Genomic DNA, 20,236 nt, shown 5'->3' on the forward strand with positions numbered 1-20,236 from the left:
GCGCTCACCGGGACGCCACCCAGGTGAAGGCCGCGGCCTTGGCGACGGCGCTGACGCCGCCCGGGGTGGTCACCTGCACGTACGCGGTTCCGGCCGCGCGGGTGGGGAGGACCACCTTGAGCCGCGTGTCCGACACGCGGGTGAACGAGGCCGGCACGCCGCCCGCGGTCACCCGGGAGGCGGCGGTGAAGCCCTTCCCGTCGACCAGGACCGTGGTCCGGGCCTTGGCCGGCCCGCGGTTCACCGACAGGCGGGTCACGACCGGCCGCGGTGGCGCGGTGTAGGTGAACACGCCGTCCTGGGCGATCGGGCTGGTGCCCGCCGGGGTGGTGACCTGCACGCCGACCTTGCCCTGGGAGGTCCGGGCGGGGAAGGTGACGCTCAGCCGGGTGTCGGAGACGAAGGTGAACGGAACCGGCACGCCGCCGACGGTCACTCGTGACGCCCCGGTGAAGCCCTGTCCGTTGACGAGCACGGTGTGCGGGACGTGGGTCCGGCCGCCGGTGACGGACAGACCGGTCACGACCGGCTCGGGCTCCGGCTGCGGCTCGGGTTCCGGCTGCGGCTGCGGCTGCGGCTCAGGTTCGGGCTCAGGTTCCGGCTGTGGCCCTGGCTGCGGTTCCGGTTCCGGTTCCGGCTGTGGCTCCGGCTGCGGTTCCGGCTGTGGCTGCGGCGGCGGCGCGGTGTAGGTGAACACGCCGCTCGCGGTGATCGGGCTGGTGCCCGCCGGAGTGGTGACCTGCACGTCGGCCGCTCCCGGAGAGGTCCGGGCGGGGAAGGTGGCGCTCAGCTGGGTGCTGGAGACGAAGGTGAACGGCGCCGGCACGCCGCCGACGGTCACCTGCGTCGCCCAGGTGAAGCCCCGCCCGTTGACGAGCACGGTGTGGGGGACGTCGGCATGTCCGCCGGTGACGGACAGGCCGGTCACGGCGGGAACCTGTGCGGCGATGTAGTGGAAGTCCGTCTCCGCGTGCGCGTCGCTGTGGCCGCCGGGCGTGAAGACGTGCACGTTCACCCAGGTGTTGTGGGGCTGCGGGGGGAAGACCGCGCGGATCTGGGAGTCCGACAGGACGGTGAACGCCGCTTCCTGGGAACCGATGGTGACGCTCGTGGCGCCGCGGAAGTTGGATCCGTTGATCAGCACCGTCGTGGAGGTCTGGGCCGGTCCGCTGGAGGCGGACATGTTCGTGACCACGGGCCGGGGCGGGTTGACGTAGGTCAGCCGGGCGGCGGGCACGACCGGGCTGGTGCCGTACGGGGTGGTGACGGTGACGTCGACCGCTCCGGTCTGGGTCCGGGCGGGGACGGTGAACTCCATCGAGGTCGGCGACAGCATCCGCGCCGGGACGGTGACCGTGCCGATGCGCACCGTCTCGGCGCCGGTCAGCGCCGTGCCGGTGAGGGTGACGGTGGTGCCGCCGACGGTCAGGGCGGTCGCGGGGGAGAGCGAGGTCACGGCGGGCGGCGGGTGGTAGGTGAACCGGGACGCCGGCGTCGCCGGGCTGACACCCGCCGGGTTGGTCACCGTCACGTCGACGACGCCGCCCCGGTCGAACCGGGGAGTGGTGACGACGAGGTGGGTGACGCCGTCGGCCTGGACGGTGTGGAAGGGCGCGCTGACCTGGCCGAAGCGGACCGTGCTCGTGCTGGCCAGGTTGGCGCCCCTGAGGGTGAGGGTGGCGCCGCCGGCGGCCAGGTCCGACTGGAGCGACAGGGAGGTGACGGTCGGCGCGGACACCCGCACCGGCACCTGGCGCAGCGCCTGGAGGAACTCGTCGGCCGCCAGGGCCTTGGGGGCGTCGGCCAGCGGCTGGTCGAGGCGCTCCCTCAGGCCCCACGACCCCCACTTGGACAGGTGCTCGGTGGTGAGGAACAGCGCGATGGCGCCTCCGCCGAGCTCGCGCCACTGGTCCAGGTACCGGGCGTACAGGTCGCGCATGCGCCGGTGCCGGTTGGCGGCGCCGAACAGCGCGGTCAGGGCGTCGTCGTTCTCCGCGCCCAGGATGCCGGCCAGGTGCTGACCGGCCTCGTAGGCCACCAGGGACAGGCCGTACTGGTCGGCCAGCTCCTTGTGGCGGAGGATCTGGTCGCGCACGCCCGTGTCGATCGAGCGCTGGCACGCCTGGAGCAGGCGGTCGACGCCGCCCTCCTTGACGTACGGGGCGACGGTGGGGTGCCCGGGGAAGTGGGTGCGGGAGTCGCCGGGGATCCACCGGTCGCTGCAGTCGAAGTACGGCGCGACGGCGATCGCGTCCACGTGCTGGTGGGTGTTCTGGTAGGAGAGGACGTCGCGGGCCACGCCGATGTTGCCGGACTGGACTCCCATCACGCGCACCAGCCGGGCGCCGGCCTCGGCGCCGAACTCCTCGTTCCAGATCCGGAAGGTCTCCACCGAGCGCAGCGCCTGGTAGCGCTGGCCGGCCACCCACGGCTCCGCGGCCAGGTTGAGCTCCTGACCCCTGGTGCGGGCCCACGGGGTCTGCTGGAAGGCGTAGGCGCTGTTCCACAGCTCGTTGGAGTACTCGACGTAGGCCTTGCGTCCCGGCGCCAGCCTGTCCCGCACGACCCGGGCGAAGGACCGGACGAACGCGTCGTCGGCCTGGTGCGGGATGTTGAACCAGGGGTCCGCGCCGACGCGGTTGGCCAGATCGATCATGAGCTCGACCGCCACGCCGCGCACCTGCGTCGACGACTCGGGGGTCGGGTAACTCTCCCAAGTGGTGTACGGCGAGGCGTTGGTGCCCATCCAGTCCATGAAGCGCAGCGTCTTCATGCCCTCCAGGCTGTCGAGGAACTGCGGGTGGAACACCTGCTGCTCGCCGGTGTGCTCGAAGCCCGGCATCCAGACGCGGATGTTGCGGACGTAGTCGTCCGGATCGGTCCGGGTGATCCGCAGGAAGCGCCCGCCGCTGCCGGGGGCGTAGTCCGCGCGGCCGGCGGTCTGGGGGTTGTACTCGAAGCGGCCGGCGGTGCGGTTGGAGATCGTGCCGCCGCCGAAGAACGTCACGTCGCCGTCGCCCTCCCAGGTGACGACGTACGTGCCGATCGGGTAGTCGCCGCTGGTGAAGATGGCGGCGTCGACGTACTGGCCGGGTTCCATGCTGCGCACCCAGCCGTGCTCGTCCAGCTGCAGCGCCGGCCCCTGCCCCCAGCCGGCGCCCGTCCGCTGGCTGATCCAGGGGCGCGAGGTCCGGAAGGCGTCGACGAAGGGCCACTCGGGGGTCCAGTCGCGCACCGGCGCGATGTTCACGCCGAGCGCGGTCTCGGCCGCGGCCTCCGCCGCCGGGGTGGCCGCGGCGGCCGGTCCCGCCTGCAGGTGCAGTGACGCGGTGGTTCCCAGGAGGAGGGACATCGCCAGAGCCGTCACGCGGCTCCGGTACGTGGCGGCCCTCGCGGGCCGCGGTGACCCTATGGCCATGACCTACCGTCCATGATCTATATCTCCTACCGAAGGTGAGCTTCCGGATTCGAAGCGTGAGAGGAGCTTCGGTGGGAGATGTCAGAACTTGAGGTAAATCACATGATTTTTGCCTCGCCGGGCCACAGATCTTCACGCCGGGTCTCGCCCGGCCGGTCCTCGCGGCCGCGTCCCGTCCTCGTCAGCGGCGGTGCCGCCCCCGCGCGTCGACGAGGGCGAGCGGCGGGCTGCCGCCGCCGAGGACGCTCTTGCGTCTGCCGTACACCAGGTAGACCAGCAGGCCGAAGGCCATCCAGGCGAGGAAGTACAGCCAGGTGACGACCTGGAGGTTCACCATGAGCCAGAGGCTGGCGAGGATCGAGGCGATCGGCACGTAAGGGGAGAGCGGGGTGCGGAAGCCCCGGGGCAGGTCCGGCATCGTCCGGCGCATCCGGATCACTCCGGCGGCCACCATGATGAACGCGAACAGGGTGCCGATCACGACCAGCGGTTCCAGCGTGAGCACCGGCACGAACTCGGCCAGCAGGATGGCCAGGCCGCCGATGACCAGGGTGGCGGTGGTCGGGCTGTGGTAGCTGCGGTTGATCTTGGCCAGCGGGCGGGGGAAGAGCCCGTCGCGGGCCATCGAGAAGACCACCCGCGTCAGGCCGACGAGCAGGACCAGCACGACCGTGGTGAGGCCCAGGACCGCGCCGATGTTGATGACGTGGACCATGAACCCCTCGCCCGCCTGGCGGAAGGCGCTGGCGAGCGGGGCATCGGTGTCGATCTTGTCGTACGGGGTCATGCCGACCACCACGATCGCGACCGCGATGTAGAGGACCGTGGTGATCACCAGGCCCCGGATGATGCCCTTGGGGACGGACCGGGGAGCGTCCTCGGCCTCCTCGGCGGCCGTGGCCACCACGTCGAAGCCGATGTAGGCGAAGGTGATCGTGGCGGCGGCGGCGAAGATGCCGAACCAGCCGAACGCGGTCGTCTGGCCGAGGACGATGCCGAGCAGCGGGGAGTGCAGGGTGTCGTAGGCCGCCTCGACCGGGGCCGGCGGGGCCGGGATGGCGGCGAGGTTGTCCTGGTCGAAGTGGGTGGCGCCGACGATGATGACCGCGCCGATGGCCACCAGCTTCGCGATCACGATGATCCACAGGGCGCGGAGGCCGACCCGGGCGCCGAGCGCGACCACGCCCGTCAGCAGCACCAGGATGAGCAGGGTGAACAGGTCGAAGCCCTCGATCTGGCCGATGAACCCGGCCAGCGGCTCGGGCGCGCGCACGCCCAGATCGGCGAGCATCTGGGCGGCGAACAGCGACCAGACGCGCGCCACCACCGCGGTGGCCAGCAGCAGCTCCATCACCAGGGCCCAGCCGACGATCCAGGCCCACACCTCGCCGAAGATGACGTAGGTGAAGGTGTAAGCGCTTCCGGAGGCCGGCATGGCCGACGACAGCTCGGCGATGCAGAAGGCCACGAGCAGGCTGGTGATGCCCGCGATCATGAAGGAGAGGATCACGCCGGGCCCGGCCATGGTGGCCGCCTGGCGGCCGGCGAGGCTGAAGATCCCCGCGCCGATCATGACGCCGAGGCCGAGGACGACGAGGTCGGTCGTGCCGTACGCCGTGGGCAGGGCATGACGGGCACCGCTCCAGAGGCCTGTCGCCTCGGTCGGGGGCAGGCGGCGCATGACGGATGAAGAGCGACCCTCGGGCACGATGCGGCCAATCGTGACGGTACAACACCTTTGTTGCCGGACCCGTTTCACAGTGCCGTAGGGGATGCGGCGGTACAAGGGGTATGCGATTACGTCGTGGACACCTCCGTGTCACACGCCGATCACCACCTCGGCGGTCTTCCGTGCACCACCCGTCACATGCCCGGCGGTTACGGCGCCCGCCGCCCTCTCACGCGCCGGTCACCAGCCACCTGTCACCCCTCGCGCGCAGCCCCAGGGTCACCAGCCGGGCCGCCATCCACACCCCCAGCGCCGTCCACAGCGCGACCAGGCCGCCCCCGGAGACGAGCACCAGCAGAACGGCGGGCAGGTAGGCGAGCGTCGTCCACACCCCCGCCCGGGCGAGGTAGGACTGGTCCCCCGCGCCGATCAGCACCCCGTCCAGGACGAACACCACCCCGGCGACCGGCTGCAGGAGCGCCGCCACCCACAGCGGGGCGGACAGCTCCCGGGCCACCGCCGCCTCCGCGTCGAACAGGCCCGGGAGGAACGGCCCGCTCACGATCACCAGGAGGCCGAGGGCCACGCCGGAGCCGACGCCCCAGGCGACCATCCGCCGGGTCGCGGCGCGTGTGCCCGCCACGTCGCCGGCGCCCAGGGAGTGACCGGTGATGGTCTGCCCGGCGATGGCGATGGCGTCCAGGGCGAAGGCCAGGAGGGTCCAGATCCTGAAGATGATCGTGTGCGCCTCGATCTGCGCCTCTCCCATCCGGGTGGCCGCGGACGTGGCGATGATCAGCACGGCCTGCAGGCACGCCGTACGGACCACCAGGGCGGCCCCCGCCGTCCCCGCGGCCCTGATCCCGGCCGGGTCGGGCCGGAAGGGGGCCCGGTGGCGGGCGAACATCATCACCAGGTAGACCGCGGCGGCGAGGGTCTGGGCCAGGACGGTGCCCCAGGCCGAGCCCGCGACGCCCCAGCCGAGTCCCAGCACGAACAGGACGTTGAGCAGCGCGTTGAGCGCGAAGGCCCCGACGGAGACCAGCAGCGGCGTCATGGCGTCCCGCATCCCGCGCAGCACGCCCGTCCCGGCCAGCACCAGCAACATCGACGGCACGCCCAGGAGGCTGACCCGCAGGTAGGTGACCGCCTGCCGGGCCAGCTCGCCCTCCGCCCCGAGCAGGTGGACGAGGTAGGGCGCGAGCGGCCACACCGCCGCGATGGCGGCCAGGCCGACCCCGGCGGCCAGCCAGAGGCCGTCCACCCCGTGGCGGATCGCCCGCCGGGTGTCGCCCGCGCCGATCTGCCGGGCCACGGCCGCGGTGGTGCCGTAGGCGAGGAAGACGCACAGACCCACCAGCGCGCTCAGCACCGTGCTCGCGACCCCCAGCGCGCCGAGCGCGGGAGCGGGCAGGCGGCCGACGATGACCGTGTCCGTCAGGAGGAAGAGCGGCTCGGCGATCAGGGCTCCGAAGGCGGGAACGGCCAGCTTGAGGATCTGCCGGTCGCGGTCACCGAGAGTAATGGGCACGGCCCTATTCTGCCTCTTACATGCGACCGTTTTCCACAGGGGTGCGGGCCTTCCGGGAGGGGGTGAACGGTCGGCGGGGACGGCCGGGGCGGAGGGGGCCCGCGGTGGCCGACGAAGCCGCGCCGGTCCGGTGAGCCATGCGAAACCGGTCTCGGCGTGTCGCCCCGACTTTCTTTCCTCCACAGCCGGTGGAGGAGATTTCCCCTGCTCAGAAGGGTGTCGCGGGCTGTGGAAAACTATTGTCCACAGGAGTTTCCACAGGCTGCCCACACCTCTGCCGGAGAACTCCACACGTTATCCACAGCCTTGTCGACAGGTCGCGTTGCCACCTGCTCCGGAGAACGGCGAAACTGTCATACCGGTCGGCTACAACTGGGGGTGGCAGGACCGCGATCGAAGGGGGGTGCGTGGGTGAGCCTCGTGGAGCCGCCAGTCTTCGAGCCGGGGTTCGAGCGCACGCCGCCGAACAACATCGAGGCCGAGCAGTCCGTCCTCGGCGGCATGCTGCTGTCCAAGGACGCCATCGCCGACGTCGTCGAGATCCTCCGCTCCGACGACTTCTACCGTCCCGCGCACCAGCTCGTCTACGACATCATCACCGACCTCTACGGACGCGGCGACCCCGCCGACGCCGTCACCGTCTTCGGCGAGCTGCAGAAGCGCGGGGAGGTCGCCCGGGTCGGCGGCGCCGCCTACCTCCACACGCTGACCTCCGTCGTGCCCACCGCCGCCAACGCGGGCTACTACGCCCGCATCGTCCGCGAGCAGGCCATCCTCCGCCGCCTCATCGAGGCCGGCACCCGCATCGTCTCCTACGGCTACGGCGGTCAGGACGAGGAGGTCGACGACCTGGTCGACCGCGCCCAGGCGGAGATCTACAAGGTCACCGAGCGGCGCACCTCCGAGGACTACGTCCCCCTGTCCGAGATCATGCCGGGCGCCCTCGACGAGCTGGAGGCCATCGGCAGCCGGAGCGGCCAGATGGTCGGCGTCCCCACCGGCTTCCAGGACCTCGACTCCCTCACCAACGGCCTCCACCCCGGCCAGATGATCGTCGTGGCCGCCCGCCCCGCGATCGGCAAGTCGACTCTGGGGCTGGATTTCGCGAGATCCGCCGCCATCAAGCACGGCATGACGACTGTCGTGTTCTCGCTGGAAATGTCCAGAAACGAGATCACGATGCGCCTTCTCTCGGCGGAGGCCCGGGTGGCGCTGCACTCCATGCGGTCGGGCTCGCTGACCGACGACGACTGGGCGCGACTGGCCCGGCGGATGGGCGAGGTGGCCGAGGCGCCGCTGTTCATCGACGACTCGCCGAACATGTCGATGATGGAGATCCGGGCCAAGTGCCGCCGCCTGAAGCAACGCAACGACCTGCGCTTCGTCATCATCGACTATCTCCAGCTGATGTCCTCGCCGAAGAAGACCGAGAGCCGCCAGAACGAGGTCTCCGAGATCTCCCGTGCGATCAAGCTGCTCGCCAAGGAGCTGGAGGTCCCGGTCATCGCGATCTCCCAGCTGAACCGTGGCCCGGAGCAGCGAACGGACAAGAGGCCCATGGTCAGCGACCTTCGCGAGTCGGGAAGTATCGAGCAGGATGCGGACATGGTCATCCTTCTCCATCGGGAAGACGCATACGAGCGCGAATCCCCTCGTGCCGGAGAGGCCGACCTGATCGTGGCCAAGCACCGTAACGGTCCCACCGCCACGGTGACCGTGGCCTTCCAGGGCCACTACAGCCGGTTCGTGGACATGGCCACGCACTGACACGCCGATCACCGCACGCGCGGATGCCCGCCGGTCCCGCCGGCCGTCTCACACGTCGAAGGTGACGAGGGTCCTGCCGTCGTCCGTCACGACCTCGAACCGGTCGATGGCGGTGATCGGGAAGGCGGTCCCCCCGTACGCGTAGAGCGGTTTCGGGTAGGCGGGGACCCCGTACCCCCTGAGCGACCCGGACCATCCGGTGACGACCCGCCGCTCGCCCGTCCGGGAGACGGCGACCGGGTGATTCCCCCGTCAGCAGGCAGTACGGGGTGCGGACCCGCCGGGTTCGACGGGCGCGCGGGCTGGCGGGCTGGTGGGCTCTCAGACGACCATCCGGATGTGGGTGGTGAGACGGTCGCCGTCGAGGACGTGCAGGGAGATCTGGGGCGGCAGGTCGAGGTCGAGCGGGATCGGCAGGGTGCTCTCCGCGGGCAGCAGCAGGGTGCTGACGACGCCGGGGGCGACCAGCAGGGGGCGGTCCGCGAACCGGGTGCTCGCCGGGGTGTGGGCGTGTCCTGCGAGGACGGCGACGACCTGGGGGTGACGGCGCAGCACCTCCTCCAGCCGCTCGGGTTCGCGCAGGCGGATCTCGTCCACGTAGGGGACGCCCAGGACGGTGGCCGGATGGTGCATGCCCACCAGGGTCGGGACGCCGGGAGACTCGGCGAGGACGGCGTCCAGCCAGGCGATCGTCTCGTCCTGCAGGTATCCCTCGGGGCGTCCGGGGATGCTGGAGTCGCACAGGACGACGGTGAGGCCGTCGAGCCGGAGCACCTGGTTGACCGGGCCGTAGCCGTCCCCGTAGCCGTCGCCGGAGCCGCTGCGAGCGCCCTGACCGGTCTCCTCCTCGCGGAGGAACGCCTTGCGGAAGGCCTGGCGGTCGTCGTGGTTGCCGGGGCACACGATCGTCGGGAGGCCGGAGTCCAGGAGCTCGCGGGCGATCTCGTACTCCCCGACCAGGCCGTGGTCGGCGATGTCGCCGGTCACGACGACGGCGGCGAGGGGACCGGGCAGGGCGGCCAGGTGCCGCATGACGGCCCGGGTCCGGTCGACGCTGCGGGGGGTGTCGTCGATGTGGATGTCGCTGATGTGTGCCAGGGTCACCATCTCCCCAGCGTGCCACCTTCCGGTCCGTCACGCCTTCCCGGCGTTCCACGTCTCCACATGACATATCGTCTGCAAGTCATTCTTAAGGCGCATGTGGGAGTTTTTCCGCACTTATCCGGTGCGACGACGGGGTGGAGATGTTCGGGATCGTTCGGCCGTGCCGGCACGGCATGTGCGGCGGGCTTTTCGCGGCGTGGATGGCCCACCTGTGCGGCCTCTGCCTGGCGCTGCGCGACGAGCACGGGCACGCGGCCCGTCTGGTGACCAACTACGACGGGCTGCTGGTCTCGGTGCTGACCGAGGCGCAGGCACCCGCGCTCTCGCCCCGCCGCGAGGCCGCCCCCTGCGCGCTGCGCGGGTTCTCCGGCGCCGAGGTGGTCGGCGCCCGGGCCGAGGGGGTGCGGCTGGCCGCGGCGACCTCGCTGATCCTGGCCTCGGGCAAGGTCCGCGACCACATCGCCGACGGTGACGGGATCTACGCGCGCCGGCCGGTCGCCGCGGTCGCGGGCCGGGTGGCCGCCCGGTGGGAGTCGGCCGGAGCCCGTACGGCCGCCGCCGTCGGCTTCGACCCCGCCGTGCTGACGGACGCGGTGGAGCGGCAGACCCGCCTGGAGGCCGTACCGGACCTGACCCTCCTCGACCTGACCGGGCCGACCGAGGACGCGGTCGCGGCGGCGTTCGCGCACACCGCGACCCTCGCCGGCAAGCCGCACAACGCCGCCCTCCTCGCCGAGGTCGGGCGTTGCTTCGGCCGGGTCGCCCACCTGGTGGACGCGGTGGAGGACCTAGCGGAAGACCGCGCCGCCGGCGCCTACAACCCGCTGCCCGCCACCGGCACGGACCTCGCCGAGGCCCGCCGCCTCTGCGACGACGCGCTGCTCGGCATCCGCCTGGCGGTCGCCGATCTGGACCTGGAGGAGCGGAGCCTGGTGAAGGCGCTGCTGGTGAAGGAGGTCCGCCGCTCGGTGGACCGGGTCTTCGGCCAGGAGGCTCCGGCGGCCGGTCGGTGCTCCCCCCGGGAGGGCGCGGGGGCTCTCGCCGGAGAGGACGCGCACGGGCCTCTCGCCCAGAACGCCCCTCCGCGGACTCCGCGCGACCCGGGCAAGACCACCCCCCGGGACCCGAGGCTGAAGCCGGAGCCCGGATGGGGGCCCCGGCTCTGCTTCGCGCTCAGCTTCATGGCCTGCACCTGCGGGATCTACCGGCCGCCGTGGGACGAGGACCGCTTCAAGTCCTGCGGGGAGCGCCTGGACTGCGGCGGCTGCGACGCCTGCGGGCAGTGCTGCAACGGGTGCTCGGGCTGTTGCGACGCCTGTTCCTGCTGCAAGGACGGCGGTTGTTGCGACGGCTGCGGCTGCGACTGCTGATCCCCGGCACGGGACCGTACCGGGGAGGCGGGCCACCGGCGGCGGGGCGCCGGGAGTCCGGGTCACTGCCAGCGGAAGAACCGGGCGGCCAGGCCGCCGGTGACGGCCAGGGTCGCCGCCATCACGATCAGGTGCAGCATCTGGGGAGCGTTCCCCGCCCAGGTGTCCCGCAGGGCCTGGGCGAACGGCGCCATGGGCAGGAAGTCGCCGATCTGCCGGACCAGGTCGGGCATCAGCTCCCGGGGGATCCACATGCCCGCCATGAACAGCAGCGGGAACATCAGGATCGAGCCGACGCCCGGCGCGGCCTTGGCGGTGGGGGCCAGCGCGGCGATCAGCAGGCCCAGTCCGAACATCGAGGCGGTGCCGAGCAGGAACACACCGGCGAAGGCCAGCGGGCTCCCGGGGAGGGGGGTGCCGTGGACGAGGTTGCTCAGCCCGATCAGCAGGGCCGTGGCGATCACCGCGATCACGAGGTTGTTGACGAGCTGGGCGACCAGCAGCCGGAACGGGCTGACCGGGGTGGTGGACATCCGGCGCAGCACGCCGGCCTCGCGGTACGCCGCCAGGGTGCCGGGCAGCACGGTCAGCGCCATGGTCACCACCGCGAGGATCGTCATCATCGCGGGCAGGTGATTGTCGATCACCCGCTGGCCGCCCATCTCCGGGCTGGCCTCCTGGAAGTCGGGGATCATGCCCAGGCCGAGCAGGAGGCCGAGCGGAAGCATGATCGCGAAGATCAGCGCGCCGGGCTCGCGGAGGAACAGCTTGGCCTCGACCAGGATCATCTTGTTCATCGGGCGTCTCCATTGGTGATCTTCTTGCCGGTCAGGGCGAGGAACGCGTCGTCGAGGGTGGCCTGCTCGACCCGGAGGTCGGCGGGGACGACACCGGCCCCGGCGAGGGTGGTGGTGATCGCGAGCAGCAGGTTGCCGTCGCCGGTGACCTCGATCCGGTCACCGTCCCGGTGCACCCCGGACACCTCGGGCAGCGCCTTCAGCACGGCGTCGTCGAGCCGGCCGGAGACCCGGAACCTGACGGTCTGCTGGTGGTCGATGCGGGAGATCAGCCCCTCCGGGCTGTCGATGGCGACCACCTTCCCGGAGTCGATCAGCGCGATCCGGTCGCAGAGCCGCTCGGCCTCCTCCATGAAGTGGGTGACCAGCACGATCGTCACGCCGTCCGCCCGGATCTGCTCGATGAGCTCCCAGGTGTCCCGGCGGGCCTGCGGGTCCAGGCCGGTGGTCAGCTCGTCGAGGATGGCCACGCGGGGGTTGCCGACCAGCGCCAGCGCGATGGAGAGCCGCTGCTGCTGGCCGCCGGAGAGCTTGCCGTAGCGGGTGTTGCGCTTGTCGGCGAGCCCGACCCGCTCGATCAGCGCCATCGGGTCGACGGACACCTTGTAGAAGGAGGCGTACAGGTCCAGCGCCTCCCAGACCTTGAGCCGCTCGGGGAGCGCGGAGCTCTGCAGCTGCACGCCGAGCTTCTCCTTGAGCTTCTCGCCGCTCAGGCCGCCGAGCACCTTCACGGCGCCGGAGTCGGGGGTGCGCAGGCCGGCGACGCACTCGACGGTGGTCGTCTTGCCGGCGCCGTTGGGGCCGAGAACACCGAAGATCTCGCCCTCTTCGACGGTGAACGACACATCGTCCACCACGAACCGGTCGTTGTACCGCTTGCGGAGGTTGCTTACCTCGATCACCTTCATGACAACGACGGTAGAAACGGCGCGTCTCCGGCGTAATCGGTCTGACTACCGAGCACGGGTCGGCCTGGACACCGGACGGGGGTGGGGATAACTCCACCCCCGTACGGCGCGCGACCCCACTGGCAGGACCCGGGCCGATCACCGAGACTTCATGGCATGAGGCGATACGCGGTGGCCACGGCCCGCTCCCTGTCCCTGGGGTTGCTGGCCCTGACGGACGTGGTTCTGACGGTCGTGGTCGTGCTGATGATCGTGCTCTCGTTCGCGCTGGGACTCGTCTTCCTGTTCCCGCCGGGGACCAGGATGCTCCGGCGGCGCACGGCGCTCGCCAGGAGGCTGAGCGGCAGGTGGCTCGGGCGGGAGATCGGACCGTCCTACCTGCCGCCCCCGCCGCCGGTCCGGCGCCAGCCCGACGGGTGGTACCGCCACGACCGCCAGCTCTACAAGACACCCCGCGTGCCCGAGTGGAACAACCGCTGGAAGTGGATGTTCGGCGACCCGGCCACCTGGCGGGACCTGCTCTGGGTCACGCTCAACCCGCTTCTGGGCGCCGCCCTGCTGCTGCCCGTGATCGCCATCGGGTACGCCGTGCCCACGGCGCGGCAGGGGCACCCGGTGGCGCTGCTCCTGGGGCTGATGGCCGTCGCCGCGACCGCCGCGGCCCCCTGGCTGCTGCGCTTCTACGGCTGGTGGAACGAGATGCTGCTCGGCCCCACGGCCAAGTCCCTGCTGGCGAGCCGGATCCACAGCCTCAACCAGGCGCACCTGGAGACGGCCGACTCGCAGGCGGCCGAGCTGCGCCGGATCGAGCGCGACCTGCACGACGGGGCCCAGGCCCGGCTGGTGGCCATCGGCATGACGCTCGGCGCCGTCGAGGCGCTGGTGGAGACCGACCCCACGGCGGCCAAGGCGTTGCTGGGCAAGGCGCGCGAGGCCTCCTCCACGGCGCTCACCGAGCTGCGCGGCCTGGTCCGGGGCATCCACCCGCCGGTGCTGTCCGAGCGCGGCCTGGGCGACGCCGTACGGGCCCTCGCCCTGGACAGCCCGTTGGAGGTCAAGGTCACCGTGGACCTGAAGACCCGCCCCGAGCCGCCCGTCGAGTCGGCGGCCTACTTCTCGGTCAGCGAGCTGCTGACCAACGCGGTCCGGCACGGGGGCGCGGACCGCGTCTGGATCGACATCAGCAACCGGGGGAAGACCCTGCGGATCACCGTCACCGACGACGGCTCGGGCGGGGCCGACCCGGCGCGGGGCAGCGGGCTGCGCGGAATCGAGCGGCGGCTGGCCGCCTTCGACGGGGTGCTGGCCATCAGCAGTCCGCCGGGCGGCCCGACGATCGTCACCGTCGACCTGCCGCACGCGCTGGTCTGGGAGGACGACTCCGACAAGAGGGCGCAGATGCCCAAGTGGAAATGGGCGATCGTCGGGCTCGGCTACGGTCTCGCCTGGCTCCCGCTCTTCCCGCAGGGAATCGTCACGGCGATCATGAAGATCATCGAGAATGAGAACAAGAGCTGGTTCTACATCCTCTACCTGCCCGAGCCGGTGCAGTGGCCGTTGATCATTTTCAACATCGCCCTCGGCATCGCCATGTACGGCGCGGCCGTGCTGATCCCGATCCAGCACTCCCGCGAACGGTGGATGGCCGAGGCCACCCCGCGCCGCCTATGGTTGCACCGGTGATCCCCCGCATCGTCAGGCCGGGCCGATGAGCGCCCGCGTCGTCATCGCCGAAGACCTCCACCTGCTCCGGGAGGGCCTGGTCCACCTGCTCCGGGCCCACGGGTTCGAGGTGGTGGCCGCCGTGGAGTCCGGGCCCGAGCTGCTGAAGGCGCTGACCGGGGAGCGGCCCGACGTGGCCGTGGTGGACGTCCGGCTCCCGCCCACCTTCACCGACGAGGGCCTGCAGGCCGCGCTGGCCGCCCGCCGGGCGGTCCCCGGCCTGCCCGTCCTGGTGCTCTCCCAGCACGTCGAGCAGCTCTACGCCCGCGAGCTGCTCGCCGACGGGTCCGGCGCGATCGGCTACCTCCTCAAGGACCGGGTGTTCAACGCCGAGCAGTTCGTCGACGCCGTGCGCCGGGTCGCCGCCGGGGGGACCGCGATGGACCCCGAGGTGATCGCCAAGCTGCTGGCCAGCACCGCCCGGCACGAACCCCTGGCCGCGCTGACGCCGCGCGAGCGGGAGGTTCTGGAGCTGATGGCGGAGGGCCGCTCCAACGCGGCCATCTCCCAGCGGCTCTTCCTCAGCGAGAGCGCGGTCGGCAAGCACACCGCCAGCATCTTCACCAAGCTCGACCTGGCCCCCTCCGACGACGACAACCGCCGCGTCCTGGCCGTCCTGGCCTACCTCAACGCCGTCCGCTCCTGAGCGCCCGTCGTCTCCAGGCCCGGTCAGTTCCGGCCTGCGGGCCCGCCTGCCGTACTTCGACCACTTCCGGTCGGCGGGCCCGTCGGCCGTACCCCGGTCAGTTCCGGCCGGCGGGCGCCGCCCGCCGCACCTCGAAGCGGCCGGTGACCTCGCGCAGCCGGTCGGCCGTGCTGGTGAGCTGCCGGATCGAGTCCGCGACGGCCCCGGTGGCCTCGGCCATGCGCTCGGTCGAGGTCATGTTGGCCCGGGCGAAGGAGCCCACCTCGTCCAGGGCGGCCCGCAGCGTGGTGGTGCCCTCGGCGATGCGCTCGAACGCCGCGCGGGCGTGCTCGTCGACGACCATGACGGCCTCGCCGCTGGTCTGCTGGATCTCGTTCACCACGTCCGCGATGGACTGCGCCGCCTTGCTGCTCTCCTCGGCGAGCGTGCGGACCTCCGCCGCGACCACCGCGAAACCGGATCCGTGCACGCCGGCCCGGGCGGCCTCGATCGAGGCGTTGAGCGCCAGCAGGTTGGTCTGTCCCGCGATGCGGGAGATGGTGTCGACGATGTCGCCGATCCGGGTGGACTTCTGGTCGAGGTCGCGCATCACCTGAGCCAGCTGCCGCACCGTGCCGATGCCGTCCTCGACCAGGCCGGAGGTCTGGTGCGCGGCTCGCTGGGCCTCGTCGACGAGGCCGGCCTGGCGCTCGGCGTTGCCGACCACCTCGCCCACGGCGGTGCGCACGCCGGCGGAGACGCCGGACAGCTCCTGGGAGGCCGCGTCGAGCGCGCCCGCCGAGTGGCGCACCTCCCCGATCGAGCCGTTGAGGTTGGCCACCATGGAGGTGAACGCCTGCCCCAGCCGGTCCTCGGACGACTTCGGGGCGGTGTCGACGGCGAGATCGCCCTCGGCCATCCGGCGGGAGACCTCGGCCATCCCGTTGAGGTACTCCACCATGCGGTCGAACGCGGCGGCGACCTCGGCGATCTCGTCGTCCGCGGTCACCTCGACGCGCTGGTCGAGGTCGCCGCGGGCGATCCCTTCGGCGGCGACGGACAGGCGGCGCAGCCCGGTGGAGATGCGCCGGTCCAGCACCCGGCGGACGGTCAGCGAGACGGCCACGGCGGCCACCAGCAGCACGACCAGCGCGGTGAAGCCGACGATGAGGTCGCGGCGGGCGTCGTCGTGGCTCTCGGCCGCGGCCAGGGCGTCCAGCTCGCGCAGCGCCGCCACGTTCTCCTTGAGCTTGTCCCACTGCTCGTCGCCGGCGCCGCCGTCGAACGTCTCGCGGGCCGCCGGGATGTCACCCTTGTCGGCCAGCTCGACCAGCGGGCGGGTCACGCCGACGTACTCGGACCAGGCGTTCTCGAAGGCGTCCAGAGTGGTGAGGTGCGCCTCGTCCAGCGGCAGCGCGCGGAGATCGGCGATCAGATCCTTCATCTCGGCGTCCTCTTCGGCCATCGCCTCGACCGTCGCAGCCCGCTCCTCGTCGCCGGGGGGCAGGGCGAGATACTCCCACTGCTCCTTGCGGTACTTGTTCATCAGCCCGTCGACCTCGCCGGTGAGCCGCGCTCCGGGCATGCCGGCCTCGGTGATGTCGTTCACCGACGACGACGCCTGCCACAGGAACCAGGCAGAGGTGACCGCGGGGAGCAGCAACATGCCGATCACCACGGCGAAGCCGAAACGTAGTCCCTTGCTGATGGTCATCCGGCCCAGCGCGTCGCGCATCGTGTTCATCCCTCTGCTCATGTTCGGAGCATCGGCCGGTGGGACGCGGAGTTGAGGCACCTGTGCGAATTTCCACCGCCTTCCACCGCTTTCCGCCCTTTTTGCCGCGGAACGCGGTGAAGTGGGGGAACGCGGCCTGAGCTTGTTCTGTCGGCGGCAGCGGCTAACGTTCTGAAGAAGTACGGCATCCGCCAGCAGAAGGGGACACGAGGTGAAGTTCCGGGTTAACCGTGATGTCCTGGCCGAGGCTGTGGCGTGGGCCGCCCGGGTGCTGCCGAGCCGGCCGGCCGTCCCGGTCCTGTCCGGCCTGCTCCTGGAGGCGGGTGACGACCTCGTGCTGTCGGCCTTCGACTACGACGTCTCGGCCCGCGCGTCGGTGGAGGCCGACGTGGCGGAGCCCGGCCGGGTGCTGCTCCCGGGCCGGATCCTCGCGGAGATCACGCGCAGCCTGCCCGACGAGCCCGTGGAGGTCGTCACCGACGGGTCGGAGGCGGTGCTGACCTGCGGAAGCGCCGAGTTCGGCCTGCTGACCATGCCGGTGGAGGACTTCCCGACGCTGCCGGAGATGCCCCCCAGGATCGGCGCCGTCGGCGGCGGGGTTTTCGCGACCGCGGTCGGCCAGGTCGCCCCGGCGGCCAGCCGTGACGAGGCCCTGCCCATGCTGACCGCCGTCAGGATCGACGTCTCCGGCGAGAACATGACGATGGCCGCGACCGACCGCTACCGCATCGCCGCCAGGGACTTCGACTGGCGTCCCGAGCAGCCCGACGCCGCGGCGGCCGCCATGGTCCCCGCGCGCGTGCTCGTCGATGTGGCCAGGTCGCTGCGCGGGGGCGAGGTGGCGGTGGCCGTGGGCGAGGGCATCGCCGGTTTCGAGAGCGTGGGCCGCAGCACCACGGTCCGCCTGCTGGACGAGCAGTTCATCGACTATCGCTCACGGCTGACCGACAGCTGGTCCATCGGGGCCGACCTGCAGACCGCCCCGTTCGTCGAGGCGATCAAGCGGGTTGCGCTGGTCGCGGGGAGCAACACCGCGATCAGTCTGTCGTTCACCCAGGGGCAGGTGGTCGTCCAGGCGGGAGGCGGCGACTTCGGCCGGGGCATGGAAGTGGTGGACGCCGAGCTGACCGGCGACGACATCCGGATCGCCTTCCAGTCCCAGTTCCTGCTGGACGGCCTGGCCGGGGTCCACACCGAGCTGGTCCGGATCAACATGGAGTCCCCGACCCGTCCCGCGCTCATCGCCGAGGTCCCCGGGGACGCCGAGCCAGACTTCCGCTACCTGGTCATGTCGCTGCGCCACGCCTGACGCGAGGGGCTCACCCGGCCGGGGCTCGAGAGCCCCGGCCGCCCGTCAGGAGGAGATCTCCTGCGACTCGGTCAGCGAGATGAGGATGTGCTCCATGCACGCGTGGCCGGCTCGCTCGGCCGCGCTCGCGTCACCGGCGGCGATGGCGCGGGCGATCGCGTCGTGGGGGATGTAGCTGCTGTTGAGCGAGGTGCCGGCGGCGGTGATGCTGGCCCGCAGGGCGGCGGAGAAGTCCTCGTAGAGGTCGACCAGGACGCGGTTGTGCGTGGCCCGGACGACCGCGACGTGGAAGGCGAGGTCGGCTTCGACGAACGCGTTGGGCTCGCCGAGCTCCCAGGCCTTCTCCCGCTCGGTCAGGGCGGCCTCGATGGCGGCGATGTCCTCGTCGGTGCGCCGGGTGGCGGCCAGCCGCGCGGCCTCCACCTCCAGGGCCCGCCGGACCTCCAGGATCTCCAGCTGCTCGGCGGCGCGCAGCCGCCGCAGCATGGCGCCGGACAGCTCGCTCGTGGCCCGCACGTAAGTGCCGTCGCCCTGGCGGCACTCCAGCAAGCCCGCGTGGGTCAGCGCCCGTACGGCCTCGCGGACGGTGTTGCGTCCGACCCCCAACTGCTCGGCGAGCACGGTCTCGGTGGGGATCTTCGCGTTCATCTGCCAGGAGTTCGACGTGATCTGCTCTTTGAGCTGATCAATCACCTGGTCGACGAGGGACGCTCGCTGCGCCGTACGCAGACTCACAGTCCGCCTCCTCTGGGGAACCAATCATCCTATGAGTCAATGACTGATAGACCCTAATTATTCCAGAGGCATAAAACCAAATCTGGAACGCCGGGAGCAAGGAACGTCTTACCGGACCAGTGCCGAATCGACGATCATGCCTACCAGCGCGCCGCGGACACCGACCGCCTCCAGCGCCTTACGATACGCGCTCGTCTGCTCTTCTCGCACACCCGCTCGGCCGTAGAGGTCGCCGAGTCGGCGCCAGGCCTGAGCGCACTCGCGATCGAGGGCGGCGAGGGCCGGCTGCGCCGCGGCGAGCGCCTCACGGGCGCCGTCGAGAACGGGGACGGCATCCTCTCCGCGCGCGAGCGCCACCTCGGCCAGCACCAGCCGCGCGCTGGCGGCGACGACACTGGAACGGTCCGGGAGCAGGGTGAGGACGGACCCGGCCGTACGGTCGGCGCCCTCCAGATCGCCGCGCCGCAGACCCAGCTGGGCCAGCACCACCAGGCTCCTGGCGTGGTCGTGGGCGTGGCGCGGGAACGATGCAAAAACTCCGGTCGCGGCGCTCGCGAGCTCGTAGGTCTCCTCGATCGGCTCATCGTCGGAGACCGCCACCAGCCGCGCCCACTCCATCGCGATCCGGGCGAACTTGACCGACATCCGCGCGGGACGGCCCGTCGCGATCGCGTCGTCGGCGAGGTGGACGGCCAGCGCCGAGTCCTCGTTGTCGGCGGCGGTGACGCTCGCCTGCCAGAGGGCGTGGACCTCGTCCTCCCGGCCGGCTGCGGCCGGCACGCCGTTGGCCAGGACGACCTCGCGGACGTATGCCATGGCGGAGGAGCGCAGGTCGCGCGCCGTCACGCTCTCCAGCAGGCAGAGGGCCAGATCGGCGGCGAGCTCGCCCTGGACCAGGGAGAGCCGGCCGGCCTGGGCCAGGGCGGCGGTCGCCAGGTCGCGGGCGCGCAGGCTGTCGCCGCCGCGGCGGTAGCACCGGCTCAGGGCGACCGTCAGCGGCAGGATCGCCAGGCGCTCCGGGTGGGCGGCGGCCTCGCGGCGGAGCTTCTCGAACGCCTCCACCGCGGAACCGATCAGACCCCGGGCCTCCAGGGCGTGGGCCCTGCCGAACCGCGCGTGGGCGGCCAGCATGGCGTTCTCCTCGCCCGCGACCTTGACGATCTCGCCGAAGCGGTCGGCCGCCGCGGCGGGATCGCCGTGGTGCAGCTCCAGCTCCGCATGGCGCAGGCCGAGCTCGGTGTCGATGCGCTGGCGCGGCTCGATGCCGTGCAGCAGGAACTCGGTGGTGCACCCCAGCCGCTCGGCGAGTAACCGGGCGACCACAGGCGTGGGCGTGCGCTTGCCCGACTCGATGAGGGAGACGTAGCTGTCGGAAAGGTCCGGCCCGGCCAGCTGCGCCTGGGACATGCGCCTGCTCAGCCGCAACCCGCGGACACGGTCACCGATGGTTCCCTGACTCGGCATCTGATCTCTCAGGGCGGGGGATGGTCAATGTTTCCGCCATGATTGCATGAAGAAGTCGAATAAGGTAACCCCCAGCAAGAAT

General features: G+C 71.6%; 14 protein-coding genes. 5 read left to right on the forward strand and 9 right to left on the reverse strand.

Annotated features, from left to right (window positions below; genetic code table 11):
- Window positions 1–4: 4 nt before the first annotated feature.
- From Plo01_RS08875 to Plo01_RS08885, 3 genes are all read right to left on the reverse strand, one after another.
- Complete coding sequence (locus tag Plo01_RS08875) at window positions 5–3,367, reverse strand: choice-of-anchor Z repeating domain-containing protein (protein WP_203890030.1); 3,363 nt, start codon at window positions 3,365–3,367, stop codon at window positions 5–7.
- 232 nt (window positions 3,368–3,599) lie between these two features.
- Entirely contained in the window at window positions 3,600–5,099 is a 1,500-nt protein-coding gene (locus tag Plo01_RS08880) for an APC family permease (RefSeq protein ID WP_203890031.1), read from the reverse strand.
- A 217-nt stretch (window positions 5,100–5,316) separates the two neighbouring features.
- The gene (locus Plo01_RS08885; protein WP_203890032.1) at window positions 5,317–6,618 is read right to left on the reverse strand and encodes an MATE family efflux transporter; all 1,302 of its coding nucleotides are present in this window, start codon (window positions 6,616–6,618) and stop codon (window positions 5,317–5,319) included.
- A gap of 411 nt (window positions 6,619–7,029) precedes the next feature.
- Between Plo01_RS08885 and dnaB the strand changes: the two genes are divergently transcribed.
- On the forward strand, window positions 7,030–8,385 hold the full coding sequence (dnaB, locus tag Plo01_RS08890) for a replicative DNA helicase (protein WP_068928231.1): 1,356 nt from the start codon (window positions 7,030–7,032) through the stop codon (window positions 8,383–8,385).
- 321 nt (window positions 8,386–8,706) lie between these two features.
- Here the strand turns inward: dnaB and Plo01_RS08895 are convergent, their stop codons facing one another.
- Window positions 8,707–9,492 carry a phosphodiesterase gene (locus Plo01_RS08895; protein ID WP_203890033.1) on the reverse strand — a complete coding sequence of 262 codons (786 nt, stop codon included), beginning with the start codon at window positions 9,490–9,492 and terminating at the stop codon, window positions 8,707–8,709.
- 137 nt (window positions 9,493–9,629) lie between these two features.
- Between Plo01_RS08895 and Plo01_RS08900 the strand changes: the two genes are divergently transcribed.
- Window positions 9,630–10,859 carry a DUF5685 family protein gene (locus tag Plo01_RS08900; RefSeq protein WP_203890034.1) on the forward strand — a complete coding sequence of 410 codons (1,230 nt, stop codon included), beginning with the start codon at window positions 9,630–9,632 and terminating at the stop codon, window positions 10,857–10,859.
- A 62-nt stretch (window positions 10,860–10,921) separates the two neighbouring features.
- Here Plo01_RS08900 and Plo01_RS08905 read toward each other — a convergent pair whose 3' ends face one another.
- Together Plo01_RS08905 and Plo01_RS08910 are read right to left on the reverse strand one after the other, a co-directional pair.
- The gene (locus tag Plo01_RS08905; RefSeq protein WP_203890035.1) at window positions 10,922–11,656 is read right to left on the reverse strand and encodes an ABC transporter permease; all 735 of its coding nucleotides are present in this window, start codon (window positions 11,654–11,656) and stop codon (window positions 10,922–10,924) included.
- Window positions 11,653–12,564 (reverse strand): ABC transporter ATP-binding protein, encoded by a 912-nt coding sequence (locus tag Plo01_RS08910; RefSeq protein WP_203890036.1) that lies wholly within the window; start codon window positions 12,562–12,564, stop codon window positions 11,653–11,655. The genes Plo01_RS08905 and Plo01_RS08910 overlap by 4 nt, the downstream gene beginning before the upstream one ends.
- Window positions 12,565–12,720: 156 nt before the next feature.
- On the opposite strand from Plo01_RS08910, the gene Plo01_RS08915 reads away from it, so the two are divergent.
- Together Plo01_RS08915 and Plo01_RS08920 are read left to right on the forward strand one after the other, a co-directional pair.
- Window positions 12,721–14,247 (forward strand): sensor histidine kinase, encoded by a 1,527-nt coding sequence (locus Plo01_RS08915; protein WP_203890037.1) that lies wholly within the window; start codon window positions 12,721–12,723, stop codon window positions 14,245–14,247.
- A 25-nt stretch (window positions 14,248–14,272) separates the two neighbouring features.
- The gene (locus Plo01_RS08920; RefSeq protein WP_203890038.1) at window positions 14,273–14,932 is read left to right on the forward strand and encodes a response regulator transcription factor; all 660 of its coding nucleotides are present in this window, start codon (window positions 14,273–14,275) and stop codon (window positions 14,930–14,932) included.
- 97 nt (window positions 14,933–15,029) lie between these two features.
- Here Plo01_RS08920 and Plo01_RS08925 read toward each other — a convergent pair whose 3' ends face one another.
- Window positions 15,030–16,667, reverse strand: a complete 1,638-nt coding sequence (locus tag Plo01_RS08925; protein ID WP_203890039.1) for a methyl-accepting chemotaxis protein — start codon at window positions 16,665–16,667, stop codon at window positions 15,030–15,032.
- A 190-nt stretch (window positions 16,668–16,857) separates the two neighbouring features.
- Between Plo01_RS08925 and dnaN the strand changes: the two genes are divergently transcribed.
- Entirely contained in the window at window positions 16,858–17,955 is a 1,098-nt protein-coding gene (dnaN, locus tag Plo01_RS08930; protein ID WP_203890040.1) for a DNA polymerase III subunit beta, read from the forward strand.
- A 45-nt stretch (window positions 17,956–18,000) separates the two neighbouring features.
- Here dnaN and Plo01_RS08935 read toward each other — a convergent pair whose 3' ends face one another.
- Together Plo01_RS08935 and Plo01_RS08940 are read right to left on the reverse strand one after the other, a co-directional pair.
- Window positions 18,001–18,690, reverse strand: coding sequence for a FadR/GntR family transcriptional regulator (locus Plo01_RS08935; protein ID WP_203890041.1), 690 nt, complete (start codon window positions 18,688–18,690; stop codon window positions 18,001–18,003).
- A gap of 108 nt (window positions 18,691–18,798) precedes the next feature.
- Window positions 18,799–20,154 carry a helix-turn-helix domain-containing protein gene (locus Plo01_RS08940; RefSeq protein WP_203890042.1) on the reverse strand — a complete coding sequence of 452 codons (1,356 nt, stop codon included), beginning with the start codon at window positions 20,152–20,154 and terminating at the stop codon, window positions 18,799–18,801.
- Window positions 20,155–20,236: the final 82 nt, after the last annotated feature.

The sequence above is a fragment of the Planobispora longispora genome, from assembly GCF_016863135.1.
GTDB lineage: Bacteria > Actinomycetota > Actinomycetes > Streptosporangiales > Streptosporangiaceae > Planobispora > Planobispora longispora.